The 17,418-nt window shown below is 70.7% G+C and carries 12 protein-coding genes and 1 rRNA gene; 10 read left to right on the top strand and 3 right to left on the bottom strand.

Features of this window, described 5'->3' with window-relative positions:
* Positions 1 to 171: 171 nt before the first annotated feature.
* On the bottom strand, positions 172 to 4,140 hold the full coding sequence (eccCa, locus tag IE241_RS13065; protein WP_190021887.1) for a type VII secretion protein EccCa: 3,969 nt from the start codon (positions 4,138 to 4,140) through the stop codon (positions 172 to 174).
* Between the two features lie 223 nt (positions 4,141 to 4,363).
* Here eccCa and eccD point away from each other — a divergent pair, with 223 nt between their 5' ends.
* From eccD to IE241_RS13035, 6 genes are all read left to right on the top strand, one after another.
* The gene (gene eccD, locus IE241_RS13060) at positions 4,364 to 5,815 is read left to right on the top strand and encodes a type VII secretion integral membrane protein EccD (protein ID WP_190021886.1); all 1,452 of its coding nucleotides are present in this window, start codon (positions 4,364 to 4,366) and stop codon (positions 5,813 to 5,815) included.
* 313 nt (positions 5,816 to 6,128) lie between these two features.
* Positions 6,129 to 6,416: a 30S ribosomal protein S15 gene (rpsO, locus tag IE241_RS13055; RefSeq protein ID WP_168094146.1), complete on the top strand. Its 288-nt coding sequence runs from the start codon at positions 6,129 to 6,131 to the stop codon at positions 6,414 to 6,416.
* A gap of 264 nt (positions 6,417 to 6,680) precedes the next feature.
* Positions 6,681 to 8,906 carry a polyribonucleotide nucleotidyltransferase gene (locus IE241_RS13050; RefSeq protein ID WP_190021885.1) on the top strand — a complete coding sequence of 742 codons (2,226 nt, stop codon included), beginning with the start codon at positions 6,681 to 6,683 and terminating at the stop codon, positions 8,904 to 8,906.
* Entirely contained in the window at positions 8,903 to 10,282 is a 1,380-nt protein-coding gene (locus tag IE241_RS13045; protein WP_190021884.1) for a M16 family metallopeptidase, read from the top strand. Before IE241_RS13050 ends, IE241_RS13045 begins: the two co-directional genes overlap by 4 nt.
* A gap of 57 nt (positions 10,283 to 10,339) precedes the next feature.
* Positions 10,340 to 11,092: a 4-hydroxy-tetrahydrodipicolinate reductase gene (gene dapB / locus IE241_RS13040; protein ID WP_190021883.1), complete on the top strand. Its 753-nt coding sequence runs from the start codon at positions 10,340 to 10,342 to the stop codon at positions 11,090 to 11,092.
* 5 nt (positions 11,093 to 11,097) lie between these two features.
* Positions 11,098 to 11,559 carry a hypothetical protein gene (locus IE241_RS13035; protein WP_190021882.1) on the top strand — a complete coding sequence of 154 codons (462 nt, stop codon included), beginning with the start codon at positions 11,098 to 11,100 and terminating at the stop codon, positions 11,557 to 11,559.
* 146 nt (positions 11,560 to 11,705) lie between these two features.
* Here the strand turns inward: IE241_RS13035 and IE241_RS13030 are convergent, their stop codons facing one another.
* A complete protein-coding gene (locus tag IE241_RS13030) occupies positions 11,706 to 12,269 on the bottom strand; it encodes an SCO5741 family PH domain-containing membrane protein (RefSeq protein ID WP_190021881.1) in 564 nt (187 codons plus the stop codon).
* A 125-nt stretch (positions 12,270 to 12,394) separates the two neighbouring features.
* A complete protein-coding gene (locus IE241_RS13025; protein ID WP_190021880.1) occupies positions 12,395 to 12,637 on the bottom strand; it encodes a hypothetical protein in 243 nt (80 codons plus the stop codon).
* Positions 12,638 to 12,848: 211 nt separating this feature from the next.
* On the opposite strand from IE241_RS13025, the gene thyX reads away from it, so the two are divergent.
* The 4 genes from thyX to IE241_RS13005 all read left to right on the top strand — a co-directional run.
* Positions 12,849 to 13,598, top strand: coding sequence for an FAD-dependent thymidylate synthase (gene thyX / locus IE241_RS13020; protein ID WP_190021879.1), 750 nt, complete (start codon positions 12,849 to 12,851; stop codon positions 13,596 to 13,598).
* 216 nt (positions 13,599 to 13,814) lie between these two features.
* Positions 13,815 to 14,717 (top strand): 4-hydroxy-tetrahydrodipicolinate synthase, encoded by a 903-nt coding sequence (gene dapA / locus IE241_RS13015; protein WP_190021878.1) that lies wholly within the window; start codon positions 13,815 to 13,817, stop codon positions 14,715 to 14,717.
* A 189-nt stretch (positions 14,718 to 14,906) separates the two neighbouring features.
* A complete protein-coding gene (locus tag IE241_RS13010; protein ID WP_190021877.1) occupies positions 14,907 to 16,592 on the top strand; it encodes a ribonuclease J in 1,686 nt (561 codons plus the stop codon).
* A gap of 588 nt (positions 16,593 to 17,180) precedes the next feature.
* A 16S ribosomal RNA gene (locus tag IE241_RS13005) occupies positions 17,181 to 17,418 on the top strand; the annotation flags it as partial.

Raw genomic sequence — 17,418 nt, 5'->3', positions numbered from 1 at the left:
CATTCGTGAGCAGCGTACTCCCGATGGAACCGCGGCAGAGGCGATTCGCAAAGCGCTCGCACGGAAAGCCGGCCACGGGGACAATGCCCTCTCCCGCCATACGTCCTCCCGCCATACGTCCTGCCGCCATACGTCCTCCCGCATGCGTCCTCCCGTGACACGTCCCTCCCGTCACACCTCCTCCGGCAGCCACCCCACCTGCACCAGCGGAACCCCCCGCTTCCGCGACACGAAGTACCCGCGCCCCGGCGGCATTCCCTGCGGCCGCACGCCGCCGAGCAGGTCGCCCTCCCCGGGGTCGCCGGACAGCAGGACGCCCTGGGCGCCCAGCTCCTTCACACGCTGCATGAAGGGCTCGTACATCGACCGGGACGCGCCGGCGGAGCTGCGCGCGATGATGAAGCGCACCCCCACGTCGCGGGCGAAGGGGAGGTTCTCGGTCAGGACGGCCAGCGGGTTCCCGCTGCCGGTGGAGACGAGCTCGTAGTCGTCGACGATGACGAAGAAACGCGGGCCCGACCACCAGCTGCGCTCGCGCAGCTGCTGCGGTGTGATGTCGGGCTGCGGGGCGCGCCGTTCCATGAGGCGGTTGAGGGCGTCGGCGTGCACCGTCAGGGCCGAGGCGATCGGCGCGTACTCGAGCAGGTGCGTGTCGGGGACGACGTCGAGGAGCGTGCGCCGGTAGTCGCCGACCACGATCTTCGCCTCGTCCGGGCCGTAGCGCTCCGTGATCTGCTTGGCCAGAAGGCGCAGCAGGGCGGTCTTGCCGGACTCGCTCTCGCCGAAGACGAGGAAGAACGGGTCCGTGTCGAAGTCGACGAAGACCGGCTCCAGATCGGTCTCGTCGATGCCGAAGGCCACTCCGTGCTGCGGGTGCTCGAAGCCCTTGGGCAGGTCGTCGGCGCGCAGCCGGCGCGGCAGGAGCCGCACGCCGGGTGCGCCGGGGCCGCCCCACGCCTCGCTGACGGCGCGCACCATGGCGGCGGTGCCGTCCGTGAGGGTCTCGGGGTCGCTGCCGGAGTCGATACGGGGCAGCGAGGCCATGAAGTGGAGCTTCTCGGGGAGCTGGCCGCGGCCGGGGACCCCGGCGGGGACGTTCGCGGCGACCTTGCGGTCGAAATCCGAGTCCATGGTGTCGCCGAGCCGGAGCTCCAGGCGGTTGAGGAGCTGGTCCTTGAGGGAGGCGCGCACCTCCATACTGCGGGAGGCGGTCACGACGACATGGATGCCGTAGCCGAGGCCGCGCGCCGCGAGGTCGGCGACGACCCCCTCCAGCATCTCGTACTCCTGCCGGAAGCCGGCCCACCCGTCGACGATCAGGAAGACGTCGCCCCACGGCTGGTCCGTGATCTCGCCCGTCGCCCGCAGCCGCCGGTAGGTGCCGATGGAGTCGATCGCGTGCGCCCGGAAGTACTCCTCGCGGCGGGCCAGGATGCCCGCCACCTCGGCGACCGTACGGCGTACGCGCTCGGGGTCGAGCCGGGACGCCACGCCGCCCACGTGCGGCAGGCCGGCGACCGCGGACATCCCGCCGCCGCCGAAGTCCAGCCCGTAGAACTGCACCTCGGCCGGTGTGTGCGTCAGCGCGAAGGCCGACACCAGCGTCCGCATCAGCGTCGACTTGCCGGACTGGGGGCCGCCGACGACCAGCATGTTGCCCGCCGCACCCGAGAAGTCGCGGTGGAGGACGTCGCGCCGCTGCTCGAAGGGCTTGTCGACCAGGCCGAGCGGGACGCTGAGCCGGCCGGGGCGCGGGTGCTCCGGTGCGGTCAGGCCGCGGCCCGGCACCACCGAGAGTGCCGGCAGGAGCTCGTCGAGGGCCGCGGACCGCTCCAGCGGCGCCAGCCACACCTGGTGGGCCGGCGGGCCCTGGCCTTCGAGCCGGCGCACGATCACGTCGAGGACGGTGTCGGCCAGCGCGTCGTCGCCGGGCCCGGGCGCGGCCGGTGCCGCGGGCGCCGCGGCGGTGTAGGTGACCGGGACGGGCTCGGCGGTGAACAGGACCGGCCGGCGCTCGATCGGCAGCGGCCCCGCGCCGGGCCCCATGCCGGGCCCCGTGCCCGCGGCCGACCGGTACGTGCCCGAGACATACGCCGCCTTGAAACGCGTCATCTCATCCGTACCGAACTTCAGATAGCCGGACCCCGGCACCGACGGCAGGTGGTACGCGTCCGGCACCCCGAGCGCCGTACGGGACTCCGCCGCCGAGAACGTCCGCAGGCCGATCCGGTACGACAGGTACGTCTCCAGGCCGCGCAGCCGGCCCTCCTCCAGGCGCTGCGAGGCCAGCAGCAGGTGCACGCCCAGGGACCGGCCGATGCGGCCGATCTGGATGAACATGTCGATGAAGTCGGGCTTCGCCGTCAACAGCTCGCTGAATTCGTCGATCACCAGGACGAGTGAGGCCAGCGGCTCCAGCGCGGCACCGGCCGCCCGCGCCCGCTCGTAGTCGTGGATGTTGGCGTAGTTGCCCGCCGCGCGCAGGAGCTCCTGCCGGCGCTGCAGCTCGCCGGTGATCGAGTCGCGCATGCGGTCGACCAGCGTCAGGTCGTCGGCGAGGTTGGTGATGACCGCCGCGACGTGCGGCATCCGCGACATGCCCGCGAAGGTCGCGCCGCCCTTGAAGTCGGCGAGGACGAAGTTCAGCGTCTCGGAGCTGTGCGTGACCGCGAGGCCCAGGACGAGGGTGCGCAGCAGCTCGGACTTGCCCGAGCCCGTCGCGCCGACGCACAGCCCGTGCGGCCCCATGCCGTCCTGCGCCGCCTCCTTGAGGTCCAGCATCACCGGAGCGCCGTCCTCGCTGACGCCGATCGGCACGCGCAGCCGCTCCGCCGCCGACCGCGGCCGCCACGCGCGCGTGACGTCCACCGAGCCCGCGTCACCCAGCCCCAGCAGGTCGGTGAAGTCCAGGTTCGCCAGCAGCGGCTCCTCGCCGTCGCCGCCCGTGCCCATGCGCAGCGGCGCCAGCTGCCGCGCGAGCGCCTCGGCGGCCTCCATGGCGAGGGAGTCCGGCACCCCCTCGTAGACCGCGACCTGCGACTCCAGCCGCAGCGAACCGGGCTGTACCACGGCCGACAGCCCGCCGCGCGGCTCGCCCAGATCCCCCGTCACCACCTCGAGGACGGTCACGCCCTGCAGCCCCTCGGGCGCCGCGAACACCGAGTCCGCCGGCACCGCGGCACCGTCCAGCACGACCACGACGTGCGGCTGGTCCAGCAGCGGCTGACCGTCCCGGCTGAACCGTGTACGCCCTTCCAGGCGCGGCCGCAGCAGCTCCTCCAGCTCCGTCAGGTCGTCACCGATCAGCCGCCGTGCGCCGGCCCCGTCCACCGCCCCGGGCACCTGCACATGAGGCAGCCACTTCGTCCACTCCCAGTACGACGCCGCGCCCCGTGCCGCGACCACGGCCACGACGAGGTCGTCCGGCGAGTGCAGCGTCGCCAACTGGGCCACCAGCGCCCGCGCCGTGCCGTGCACCGCCTCCGGCTCGCCCGACAGCGTCACGTGGTAGAAGGCGCGCAACGACAGCGCCACCGGCATGCCGTCCAGCGAGCCGTGCGCCGCCAGGAACTGCTGCATCGCGCCCGTCGTCAGTGGCTCCAGCTCGTCTATCGGAGCCGTCTCCGGCGCCACCAGCGGCGTCGCGAGCTGCTGCGTGCCCAGCCCGATGCGGACCTGTGCGAAGTCCTCGTCGCTCGCGCGCCGTTCCCACAGACGCGTGCCCTCGGCCACCACCGACCACAGCTGCTCGGGGGAGGGGTGCAGATAGAACTGCGCGTCACGCTGCGCCTTGGCGGTGCGCTGCACGGTGCGCCGCGTCTGCGCGAGGTACTTGAGGTAGTCGCGGCGCATGTCGGCGGTCCGGCCCTGGGTGCCCTGACGGTGTCGGACGATCATCGCCACGGTCATGCCGAGCGTCGAACACATCATCAGGACGCCCATGATCTTCATCATCGGAGCGGCGCCCGGCATGAAGAAGTAGACCATCGACGAGGCCATCCCGAGCGTCGGCAGCAGCTGCATCAGCAGCCCCTCCTGACGGTCCCTCGGCAGCTCCGGCGGCGCCTCCAGCCGGATCGCCTCGCCGGGCACCTCCGGCGGCAGGGCCCTCGGCGGACGACTGACCACGATCTGGCTCACCGGATGCCTCAACCCCTCCGCACGGCAAGTAAGTTCCGCGTGGCAGCGGCACGGCGCGCACACCCGCCTGCCGCCTGTCGCCCCGAAGGCGACGGCCCCATGCGCGGAACGGTGATCCTATCGGCGTACGGGCATACGGCCCCGATAGGGTGGCCGCACATCCGTGCACAGTGAAGCCGCACTGCCGTGTTCGCGAAGCCAAGTGAATCAAGGGGCCTGATAGGTGAGTACGTCCGCTGCGACCGGCTTCTGCAGAGTGACCGTCGTCGCGCCCGACAGCCGGATCGACGTCGCCCTGCCGGACGACATCGCCGTCGCCGACGTGTACCCGGAGATCCTGCGCCTGACCGGCCAGACCCAGCCGGCCGGCACCCCCACCGGCTACCACCTCGTACGCCGCGACGGCACCGTCCTCGACAGCGCCCGCTCGCTCGCCGCCCAGCGCGTCCTGGACGGCGACCTGCTCGCGCTGCGCCCCTTCGCCGAGTCGCTGCCGCCCGCCGTGCACGACGACGTCAGCGACGCCGTCGCCTCCGCCGTCACCCGCGACCACACGCTGTGGAGCGACGGCCTCCTGCGCGCCTGCGGCCTGGCGGGCGGAGCGCTGCTCCTCGCCCTCATGGGCCTCGCCCTCTGGTTCGCCGACCCCGCCCGGCATGACATGCACGGCCTGCCCGGCGCCGTCGCGGCCGCCGCCGGCGTGCTGCTGACGGCCCTCGCGGGCGTACGGGCCCGGGTCTACGCCGACCGCGCCTCCGCCGTCGCCCTCGGCCTCGCCGCCCTCCCGCACGTGATGATCGCGGGCTCCGGGATCATCGGCCCGGGGGCGGGCGAGGGCGCCGGGCGGCTGCAGTTCCTGCTGGGCTGCGCGGCCGTCGTCGTCGCCTCCGCCGTGCTCGTCGCCGTCATGCCCGCCGGGGACGCCCCCTTCGTCGCCGCCTTCACCGCCGCGGCCACCGGCACCGTGGCGGCCTTCTGCGCGATCCTCACCGAGGCCCGCCCGTCCGGGGCCGCCGCGGTCTGCGCCGTCGTCGCCATAGGGGCCGTCGCCTTCCTGCCCGGCCTGTCCGCCCGCGTCGCCCGCCTCCCCATCGGCTACGCGGCCCCCCGCTCCGCCGTCACCGGGGACAGGGGGGCCTCCCACGGCGGGCGGCGGCCCGACCCCGTCGACGCCGAGCGCATCGCCGCACAGGTCCGCCGCGGCCACGAGCTGCTGCTCGGCCTCGTCGGCGGCTGCGCGACGCTCGTCACGGCCTCCTCGGCCGTTCTGGCCTTCGCCGCCGGCAGCAGCCCCTGGCCTCGTCTCCTCGCCCTGACCGCCGGCCTCGCGATGCTGCTGCGCGCCCGCCTCTTCCGCTACACCGCCCAGGTCGCCGCCGTCCTCGGCGCGGGTCTCGCCGCCCTCGTCCTGCTCGTCCTCGGCCTCTCCCTCCGGCCGGCCGCTGCCGCGGGGGGCGGCTCCGGCGACGTCCGTACGCTCTGGCTCGCCGCGGCCGTCACCCTCGGTGGCGCCTTGCTCACCGCCGTCGCGCTGATCGTCCCCGCCAGGGGTCTGTCACCCTTTTGGGGGCGTGTCTCCGATCTCGCCGAGAGCGCCCTCCTCCTCGCGCTCGTGCCGCTGTGCCTCGCGGTCCTCGACCTGTACTCGGCGGCGCGCAGCCTGTCGGCCGGATAGGACGGTATAGACGCGGAGCACGGGGCCGGGCGGGTGCATGGGGCGGGACGGCCCGCCGCCCCAGGCGCCCGCCCCAGGCCCTCCAAGCTCTCCTGCGGCCCGCCCCGGGCCCCGTATCCGCCCCTCCCGGCGAGGTGGACTGGTCCGGGCTGGTACTCTGTGCAACGGCCGTTTGTGTACGCGCCTCCGGAGCGCCCTTCGTGGGTCTCTGGGGACAGCGCCCAGCGGACCCCGCCTCCCGAGTAACGGAAGCTCCCCTGAGTAAGAGACCAGGGGCACTCGGTGGCCAAAAGACACTCAGAAGGAGTATCGCGTGTCGCTCGACGCCGCTACGAAGAAGCAGATCATGGCCGAGTTCGCCACCAAGGAGGGCGACACCGGCTCCCCCGAGGTCCAGGTCGCGATGCTCACCCGCCGCATCTCGGACCTGACCGAGCACCTGAAGATGCACAAGCACGACCACCACTCGCGTCGTGGCCTGCTGCTCCTGGTCGGTCAGCGCCGTCGCCTGCTGCAGTACCTGGCCAAGAAGGACATCACGCGCTTCCGCGCCCTGGTCGAGCGCCTCGGCATCCGCCGCGGTGCCGCCGGCGCCAAGTAAGACACCGTGAAGGGAGCGGTTCCCACCGACTGGGGGCCGCTCCCTTTGCGTATCTCGTGGAAAGCAGAAGCTTTGTAGTCTGGTTTCCACAACGGCATCTACGCCGAACCGTATGAGGGGGAGCGCTCAGCTCGCCGCCGGTCCTCGGTAGTGGCCCCCGGATCAGGGAATCCGGGTGCTTCGATCGAAGACCGGCCAGCACAGACGCTCCTCCGCCACCGTCCCCGCCACACGGGCCGGGACGTAGACGAGGAGATATCCCTGGTGGAGAACGAGACCCACTACGCCGAGGCCGTCATCGACAACGGCGCCTTCGGCACCCGCACCATCCGCTTCGAGACGGGCCGCCTGGCCAAGCAGGCCGCCGGTTCCGCCGTGGCGTACCTGGACGACGACACCATGGTGCTGTCGGCCACCTCGGCTTCCAAGAAGCCCAAGGACCAGCTCGACTTCTTCCCCCTGACGGTGGACGTCGAGGAGCGCATGTACGCGGCCGGCAAGATCCCCGGCTCCTTCTTCCGTCGTGAGGGCCGCCCCTCCGAGGACGCGGTCCTCACCTGCCGTCTGATCGACCGGCCGCTGCGCCCCTCCTTCAAGAAGGGCCTGCGCAACGAGATCCAGATCGTCGAGACGATCATGGCGCTCAACCCCGACCACCTCTACGACGTGGTCGCGATCAACGCCGCCTCCTGCTCCACGCAGCTCGCGGGCCTGCCCTTCTCCGGTCCGATCGGCGCCACCCGCGTCGCTCTGATCAAGGGCCAGTGGGTGGCGTTCCCGACCCACACCGAGCTCGAGGACGCCGTCTTCGACATGGTCGTGGCCGGCCGCGTCCTGGAGGACGGCGACGTCGCGATCATGATGGTCGAGGCCGAGGCCACCGAGAAGACCATCCAGCTGGTCAAGGACGGCGCCGACGCCCCCACCGAGGAGGTCGTCGCCGCCGGTCTCGAGGCCGCGAAGCCCTTCATCAAGGTCCTGTGCCGCGCCCAGTCCGAGCTCGCCTCCAAGGCCGCCAAGCCCGAGGGTGAGTTCCCGGTCTTCCTGGACTACCAGGACGACGTCCTGGCCGCCCTGACCAAGGCCGTCCGCGACGAGCTCGCCCAGGCGCTCACCATCGCCGGCAAGCAGGAGCGCGAGACCGAGATCGACCGCGTCAAGGAGATCGCCGCCGAGAAGCTCCTGCCGGAGTTCGAGGGCCGCGAGAAGGAGATCTCCGCCGCGTACCGCTCGCTGACCAAGTCCCTGGTCCGTGAGCGTGTCATCAAGGAGAAGAAGCGCATCGACGGCCGCGGCGTGACGGACATCCGTACGCTCGCCGCCGAGGTCGAGGCCATCCCGCGCGTTCACGGCTCCGCCCTGTTCGAGCGTGGCGAGACCCAGATCCTGGGCGTCACCACCCTCAACATGCTCCGCATGGAGCAGCAGCTGGACACCCTCTCCCCGGTGACCCGCAAGCGCTACATGCACAACTACAACTTCCCGCCGTACTCCGTCGGCGAGACCGGCCGCGTCGGTTCGCCGAAGCGCCGCGAGATCGGCCACGGCGCCCTGGCCGAGCGGGCCATCGTGCCCGTGCTGCCGACGCGCGAGGAGTTCCCCTACGCCATCCGCCAGGTCTCCGAGGCGCTGGGCTCCAACGGCTCGACGTCCATGGGCTCGGTCTGCGCCTCCACCATGTCGCTGCTGAACGCCGGTGTGCCCCTGAAGGCCCCCGTCGCCGGCATCGCCATGGGCCTGATCTCCCAGGAGATCGACGGCAAGACGCACTACGTCGCCCTCACCGACATCCTCGGTGCGGAGGACGCCTTCGGCGACATGGACTTCAAGGTCGCCGGCACCAAGGAGTTCGTGACCGCCCTCCAGCTCGACACCAAGCTGGACGGCATCCCGGCCTCCGTCCTGGCCGCGGCCCTCAAGCAGGCCCGTGACGCCCGCCTCCACATCCTCGACGTGATGATGGAAGCGATCGACACGCCGGACGAGATGTCCCCCAACGCCCCGCGGATCATCACCGTCAAGATCCCCGTGGACAAGATCGGTGAGGTCATCGGCCCCAAGGGCAAGATGATCAACCAGATCCAGGAGGACACCGGCGCCGAGATCACGATCGAGGACGACGGCACCATCTACATCGGTGCCGCCGACGGCCCGGCCGCCGAGGCCGCCCGCGCCACGATCAACGGCATCGCCAACCCGACCATGCCGGAGGTCGGCGAGCGCTACCTGGGTACGGTCGTCAAGACCACCACCTTCGGTGCCTTCGTCTCCCTCATGCCGGGCAAGGACGGCCTGCTGCACATCTCGCAGATCCGCAAGCTCGCCGGCGGCAAGCGCGTGGAGAACGTCGAGGACGTGCTCGGCGTGGGCCAGAAGGTCCAGGTCGAGATCGCCGAGATCGACCAGCGCGGCAAGCTCTCCCTCGTCCCCGTGATCGAGGGCGAGGACGGCGACAAGGCCGACGAGACCAAGGACGAGTCCGCCAAGTGACGTCCCGTAGTACACGGAAGACGGCCCGCACCTCCTCGGAGGGGCGGGCCGTCGCCCGTACCCAAACGCTCCTCAAGGGCGAGAACGGCATCGGCACGGTCCGCCGCACCACCCTCCCGGGCGGTCTGCGCATCGTCACCGAGACCCTGCCGTCCGTGCGCTCCGCGACCTTCGGCATCTGGGCCAACGTCGGCTCCCGCGACGAGACCCCGGCCCTCAACGGCGCCACCCACTACCTGGAGCACCTGCTCTTCAAGGGCACGGCCAAGCGCAGCGCGCTCGACATCTCCTCGGCCATCGACGCCGTCGGCGGAGAGATGAACGCGTTCACGGCCAAGGAGTACACGTGCTACTACGCGCGCGTGCTCGACACCGACCTTCCGCTGGCCATCGACGTCGTCTGCGACATGCTCACCGGATCGCTGATCGACGCGGCCGACGTCGACGCCGAGCGCGGCGTGATCCTCGAAGAGATCGCGATGACGGAGGACGACCCCGGCGACTGTGTGCACGACCTGTTCGCGCACACCATGCTGGGCGACACGCCCCTGGGCCGCCCCGTCCTCGGCACGGTCGACACCATCAACGCCCTCACGCGCGACCAGATCGCCCGCTTCTACAAGAAGCACTACGACCCGACGCGTCTCGTCGTGGCCGCCGCGGGCAACGTCGACCACGCCAAGGTCGTCCGCCAGGTGCGCGCCGCCTTCGACCGGGCCGGCGCCCTGCACCGTACGGACGCCACGCCCGTCGACCCGCGCTCCGGCTCCCGTGCGATCCGCACCGCCGGCCGCGTGGAGGTGCTCGGCCGCAAGACCGAGCAGGCGCACGTCGTCCTCGGCATGCCCGGCCTGTCGCGCACCGACGACCGCCGCTGGGCGCTCGGCGTGCTCAACACCGCCCTCGGCGGCGGCATGAGCTCCCGGCTCTTCCAGGAGGTCCGGGAGAAGCGCGGTCTGGCCTACTCGGTCTACTCCTACACCTCGGGCTACGCCGACTGCGGCCTCTTCGGCGTCTACGCCGGCTGCCGCCCGAGCCAGGTCCACGACGTCCTGAAGATCTGCCGCGACGAGCTCGACAAGGTCGCGTCGGAGGGACTGCCGGACGAGGAGATCAGCCGCGCCGTGGGGCAGCTCGCGGGCTCCACCGTCCTCGGCCTGGAGGACACCGGTGCGCTCATGAACCGCATCGGCAAGAGCGAGCTGTGCTGGGGCGACCAGATGTCCGTCGACGACATGCTGGCGCGCATCTCGGCCGTCACCCCGGACGAGGTCCGCGAAGTGGCCCGCGATGTACTGGGGCAGCGTCCTTCGCTGTCCGTCATCGGCCCGCTGAAGGACAAGCAGGCCGCGCGCCTGCACGAGGCCGTTTCTTAAGCCACCGCAGTCATCACCGCGGGATGTAGTTCACCGCTGTAGAGGGAAGCAGGGACGATGAGCAAGCTGCGCGTCGCGGTCATCGGCGCCAAGGGCCGCATCGGCTCCGAGGCCGTACGGGCCGTCGAAGCCGCCGAGGACATGGAGCTGGTGGCCGCGCTGGGCCGGGGCGACGGGCTGGAGGCCCTGACCGAGGCGGGAGCCCAGGTCGCGGTCGAGCTGACGCACCCCGACTCGGTCATGGACAACCTCGAGTTCTGCGTGCGCAACGGCATCCACGGCGTCGTCGGCACCACCGGCTGGACCGAGGAGCGCCTCGCGCAGCTGAACTCCTGGCTCGACGCCTCGCCGTCGACCGGTGTGCTCATCGCCCCGAACTTCTCCATCGGCGCGGTCCTCACCATGGCCTTCGCCCAGCAGGCGGCCCGCTTCTTCGAGTCCGTCGAGGTCGTCGAGCTGCACCACCCCAACAAGGCCGACGCCCCCTCCGGCACGGCCACCCGCACCGCGCAGCTCATCGCCGCCGCCCGGCGCGAGGCGGGCTGCCCCCCGCAGCCCGACGCCACGACGACCGCCCTGGAGGGTGCGCGCGGCGCGGACGTCGACGGGGTGCCCGTGCACGCCGTACGGCTCCGGGGCCTCCTGGCCCACCAGGAGGTGCTCTTCGGCGACACCGGCGAGACGCTCACCATCCGGCACGACTCGCTGCACCACAGCTGCTTCATGCCGGGCATCCTGCTCGGCGCGCGGCGTGTCGCGCAGACCCCCGGCCTGACGTTCGGCCTGGAACACTTCCTGGATCTGGGCTGATCGCCGTGCGCGCCAAAATCGTCTACTTCGCCCTGGCCGCCGTCCTGGTCGTCTACTTCGTCCTGGTCGGCAGCCGCGGAGTGATGCTCATCCAGCAGGGCACCGCCGCCACCGTCGCCTTCGGCGCGGCGGTGCTGGTCCTGCCGTTCATCGGCGCCTGGTTCCTCTACCAGACCACCAAGTTCGCGCGCGACGCCAACCGGCTGGCGCGGGAGCTGGAGGCCGAGGGCGGGCTGCCGGTGGACGAACTGGTGCGCACCCCCGGCGGGCGCATCGACCGGGACTCCGCGGACGCGGTCTTCGCCAAGCGCAAGGCCGAGACGGAGGACGCCCCGTCCGACTGGCGCAGCTGGTTCCGGCTGGCCGTCGCCTACCACGACGCCCGGGACACCCCCCGCGCCCGCAAGGCCATGCAGCGGGCGATCGCCCTGCACGACAGGAAGCCGGTCCGGGCGGACGCTGTTTAGGGCACCGCAGGGGGCACCGCATGGGGCGGTGCATGGGGCCCGCATGGGGCGGCGCTTGATGCGCTGCATGGGGCGCCGCACGGGGCGGTGCAGGAGACCCGCACGGGGCGGTGTGCGCCCGGCTCATCCGCCGGGCGGCACCGCCGTCAGCGGCGGAAGTCCGCCGCCCAGCCCTCGACCGCGTCGCACGCGATCGCGAACGCCTGCGGACGCCCGAGGAAGTCCGCCCCCTGGTCGGTGACCAGCGTGGGGAGGGAAGCGCCGCCCGCGCGCTCCACGACGACCGCCTGCCCCTGCACGGTGCGGGGGAGACCCAGCCACCGCACGGGCTGCTGCGCGGTGCGCACGGCCGTCACATCGGCCCAGGGCACCGTCTTCGCGGACAGCAGCCGTACGTGCCGCAGCCCGCGCTCGCTCACCCACACCCCGGCCCGCACCAGGCGCACTGCGAGGGCGATCACCAGGACGGCGACGGCGACGCAGATGCCCGCCCCGGGCAGGGAACCGGCCACGGCGATGATCATCGCGGCGAAGAGCACATACGAAGCGAGCAGCAGCAACAGCGCGGTGACGCCGACGCGCCACGGCCCCGGACGGTAGGGACGGCGCCAGCGGGCGAGGTCCTCGTCCCAGGCGGGCGGGGCGGCGGCCCCGGCGGCGGGCGCGAGCTCCCCGGCGTCGCGGTCGGCGGTCAGAAAGGGCAGGGGCACGAATTTCCTCACTCGTCAGCAAGCACGCTCGAACGGCTGTGCCCGGTGAGGCTATAGAAAAGGGCGGGACCCGGGCACACCAGGGTCGGTGCGCCGGGTCCCACCCGTCATGATCATTTCGCAGGTCAGCGGCCGTCCGAGGCCTCGGAACGCTGCGACTGGTGCGTGTCCTGCGTGCTCGGCTGCAGCGACGGCATTCCGAACAGCAGCGCTCCGACCAGCCCCGTCGTCACCGTGAGGCCCACGAGCACGCGGCCGGCTATCTGCGAGCGGCTGGCGCGTTCTCGGGGCGGCGGCGTGACGTTGCTGCGGTAGCGCTCTGCCTCGGCGACGAAGGCGAACGGCACGGGCTCTCGCCGGCGGAACATGATGGGGGCTCTCCTAGGAACCTCGAAAACTGCTGTCGTACGTAAGGACGATCGAAGCGCGCCGGCGGTGCCCGTTTTCGGCGACTTCTGTGAAAAATCTCAACCAGTGGGCAGCTTGCGCCGCCGCGGCGGGGTCGTCGGCCGCCGAGTGTCAGTGGCGGCCCGTAGGCTGGGCGCCGCCCCGAGCCGTACAACTGGAAGGACCCCGCCGGTGACCGACAGCCCCACCGAGACCGCCAAGGAAGCCGAGCCGACGTTTCGCGGCGATGTGAGCGTCGAGCTGGTCAAGCACAGCGCGGCCGACTCCGACGTGCTGTGGGCGGCTCGCGTCTCCACCGCCGGCGAGCAGTCCCTGGAAGAGATCACCAAGGACCCCGAGCGGTCCAAGGGGCTGATCAACTACCTGATGCGCGACCGCCACGGCAGCCCCTTCGAGCACAACTCGATGACCTTCTTCATCAGCGCGCCGATCTTCGTCTTCCGCGAGTTCATGCGCCACCGCGTGGGCTGGTCCTACAACGAGGAGTCCGGGCGCTACCGCGAGCTGCAGCCCGTCTTCTACGTCCCGGACGCCGAGCGCAAGCTCGTCCAGGAGGGCCGTCCCGGCAAGTACGTCTTCGTCGAGGGCACCGATGCGCAGCACGAGCTGACCACGCGCGTCATGGAGAGCACCTACCGCGAGGCCTACGAGGCCTACCAGGAGATGCTGGCCGCCGGCGTGGCCCGCGAGGTCGCGCGCTCGGTCCTCCCGGTCGGCCTGTTCTCCTCCATGTACGCCACGTGCAACGCCCGCTCGCTGATGCACTTCCTCGGCCTGCGCACGCAGCACGAGCAGGCGGCCGTGCCGTCCTTCCCGCAGCGGGAGATCGAGATGGTCGGCGAGAAGATGGAGGCGGAGTGGGCGAAGCTCATGCCGCTCACGTACGCCGCGTTCAACAAGAACGGCCGCATCGCCCCCTGACCGGTGCCGTCCCGGGCACCTGGCGCCCGGGCCCCGGTTTCCGGGAGGCCGTACGGACCGGTAACGACGGTGTCCGTATTGCGGCTTTTAGTGGCCTTAATCTAGTCTGAAAAGACGGACCCGGCACTGCTTGAACCCCCGAGCAGGCAGTGCCGGGATCCCTTTGGCACTCCCCGAGGGGGCACCTCACGGTGAGCAACGAGTAGCGTGACCCTCATGGCTCCGACCTCCACACCGCAGACGCCCTTCGGGCGGGTCCTGACCGCCATGGTCACGCCCTTCACCGCTGACGGTGCCCTCGACCTCGACGGCGCTCAGCGGCTCGCCACCCACCTCGTGGACGCCGGCAATGACGGCCTCATCGTCAACGGCACCACCGGCGAGTCCCCGACCACCAGCGATGCGGAGAAAGCCCAGCTCGTACGGGCCGTGGTCGAGGCGGTCGGAGACCGCGCCCACGTCGTCGCCGGAGCCGGCACCAACCACACCCACCACAGCGTCGAGCTGGCCCGCGCCGCCGAGAAGGCGGGCGCCCACGGCCTCCTCGTCGTCACGCCGTACTACAACAAGCCCCCGCAGGAGGGCCTGGTCCGGCACTTCACCGCCGTCGCCGACGCCACCGGCCTCCCGGTGATGGTCTACGACATCCCCGGCCGCAGCGGCGTCGCCATCGACACCGAGACCCTCGTCCGGCTGGCGGACCACCCCCGCATCGTCGCCAACAAGGACGCCAAGGGCGACCTGGGCGCCACGAGCTGGGCCATCGCCCGCTCCGGCCTCGCCTGGTACTCCGGTGACGACATGCTGAACCTGCCGCAGCTCGCCGTCGGCGCCGCGGGCTTCGTCTCCGTCGCCGGCCACTTCGTCGCCGCCGATCTGCGCGCCATGACCGACGCCTACCTGGCCGGTGACGTCCGCAAGGCCACCGAGATCCACCAGAAGCTGCTGCCCGTCTTCACGGGTCTCTTCCGCACCCAGGGCGTCATGACCACCAAGGCCGGCCTGGCCCTGCAGGGGCTTCCCGCAGGCCCCGTGCGGCTGCCGCTCGTCGAGCTCACCGAGCAGGAGACCGAGCAGCTCCGGCGCGATCTCACCGCCGGCGGCGTACAGCTCGGCTGACCCGCCGCCCGGACCGGGCACCGCCCGGTCCGCCCACGACTTCACAACTGAATACGCCGGTGAATACGCCGGAACCGCACAACTGAAGATCCCCAACAACTGAAGATCCCAAAAACAACTGCAAGTGCACGAAGGTCACGCGCGCCATATGTCCAGCGGGCATGTGGCGTGCGTGGTGAGGAGAGTCTTTTGAGCCACCCGCATCCTGAACTCGGTCCCCCGCCGAAGCTCCCCGAGGGCGGCCTGCGCGTCACCCCGCTCGGCGGCCTGGGGGAGATCGGCCGCAACATGACGGTCTTCGAATACGGCGGCCGCCTGCTGATCGTCGACTGCGGAGTGCTCTTCCCCGAGGAGGAGCAGCCCGGAATCGACCTGATCCTGCCCGACTTCTCGTCCATCCGTGACCGGCTGGACGACATCGACGGCATCGTGCTCACGCACGGTCACGAGGACCACATCGGCGGTGTCCCCTACCTGCTCCGCGAGAAGCCGGACATCCCGCTGATCGGCTCCAAGCTGACCCTGGCCCTCATCGAGGCCAAGCTGCAGGAGCACCGCATCCGGCCCTACACCCTCGAGGTCGCCGAAGGCGACCGAGAGCGCCTGGGCCCCTTCGACTGCGAGTTCATCGCCGTCAACCACTCCATCCCGGACGCGCTGGCCGTCGCCATCCGCACCCCCGCCGGCATGGCCGTGCACACCGGTGACTTCAAGATGGACCAGCTCCCGCTGGACCGCCGCCTCACCGACCTGCCGACCTTCGCCAAGCTGGGCGAGGAGGGCATCGACCTGCTGCTCGTGGACTCCACGAACGCCGAGGTCCCCGGTTTCGTCCCGCCCGAGCGCGACATCTCCAACGTCCTGCGCCAGGTGTTCGCCGGTGCCCAGAAGCGCATCATCGTGGCCAGCTTCGCCAGCCACGTGCACCGCATCCAGCAGATCCTCGACGCCGCCCACGAGTACGGGCGCCGCGTCGCCTTCGTCGGCCGCTCGATGGTCCGCAACATGGGCATCGCCCGCGACCTGGGCTACCTGCGGATCCCCGCCGGCCTCGTCGTGGACGTGAAGACGCTCGACGACCTGCCGGACGACGAGGTCGTGCTGGTGTGCACCGGCTCCCAGGGCGAGCCGATGGCGGCCCTGTCCCGGATGGCCAACCGCGACCACCAGATCCGGATCGTCCAGGGCGACACCGTCATCCTGGCCTCGTCCCTCATCCCGGGCAACGAGAACGCGGTCTACCGCGTGATCAACGGCCTGACCCGCTGGGGCGCGAACGTCGTCCACAAGGGCAACGCCAAGGTCCACGTCTCGGGCCACGCCTCCGCGGGCGAGCTGCTGTACTTCTACAACATCTGCAAGCCCAGGAACCTCATGCCGGTGCACGGCGAGTGGCGTCACCTGCGGGCCAACGCGGAGCTCGGCGCGCTGACGGGCGTTCCCAAGAACCACATCGTGATCGCCGAGGACGGCGTCGTGGTGGACCTGGTGAACGGCTCGGCGAAGATCGTCGGCAAGGTCCAGGCGGGTTACGTGTACGTGGACGGCCTCTCGGTCGGCGACGTCACCGAGACCTCGCTCAAGGACCGCCGCATCCTCGGCGACGAGGGCATCATCTCCGTCTTCGTCGTGGTCGACAGCACGACGGGCAAGGTGGTGAGCGGCCCGCAGATCCAGGCACGCGGTTCGGGTATCGAGGACGCCGCCTTCTCGGCGGTCGTTCCCAAGATCGAGGAAGTGATCGCCAAGTCCGCCTCCGACGGCGTCGTGGAGCCCCACCAGCTCCAGCAGCTCGTCCGCCGGACGATGGGCAAGTGGGTCTCCGACACCTACCGCCGCCGCCCGATGATCCTGCCCGTGGTCGTCGAGGTCTGACCCGGAACGAGGCGTCTCTGACGCCTCGTCAACCGAACGGACGGCCGCCCCGGTGCCGATTTGCATCCGGGCGCGGCCGTCCAGTAGGTTTACGGCTCCACCGCGAGGGGAACCCCGACACGTTCGTGAACGTGAAGGATCGTTCCGATGGCGGTGGGGAATCCCGACCGGATCGATCTGATAAAGTCGGGATCACCGCCGGAAAGCGAAAGCTGAAAGGCGAAACCCCGCTCCAACAGGGGGCCGGAAACGGAATTCGGAACCGACTGCTTCTTCTAGAAGCGGGAGAGACCGGAAAACGGATCTGGTAAGGTTGGAAACAACGAAGGGAAGCGCCCGGAGGAAAGCCCGAGAGGGTGAGTACAAAGGAAGCGTCCGTTCCTTGAGAACTCAACAGCGTGCCAAAAGTCAACGCCAGACTATAAAATACCCCGTCCTCAGCCTTCTGGCTGGGACGCGGTTCCTTTGAAAGTCCTGCCGGTCCTTCGGGGCTGTCAGGCAACACACAGCGAGGACGCTGTGAACGACCGGGATTATTCCTCCTGGTCGTTCCGCTCAACGCGAGTGTCACCCGATTACGGGTAAACATTCACGGAGAGTTTGATCCTGGCTCAGGACGAACGCTGGCGGCGTGCTTAACACATGCAAGTCGAACGATGAAGCCCTTCGGGGTGGATTAGTGGCGAACGGGTGAGTAACACGTGGGCAATCTGCCCTGCACTCTGGGACAAGCCCTGGAAACGGGGTCTAATACCGGATATGACCGCTGACCGCATGGTTGGTGGTGGAAAGCTCCGGCGGTGCAGGATGAGCCCGCGGCCTATCA

It is taken from the genome of Streptomyces hiroshimensis (assembly GCF_014650335.1).
Lineage (GTDB): Bacteria > Actinomycetota > Actinomycetes > Streptomycetales > Streptomycetaceae > Streptomyces > Streptomyces hiroshimensis.
Note: the sequence above shows the minus strand (reverse complement) of the source record. Positions and strands in the feature narration are given on the sequence as shown.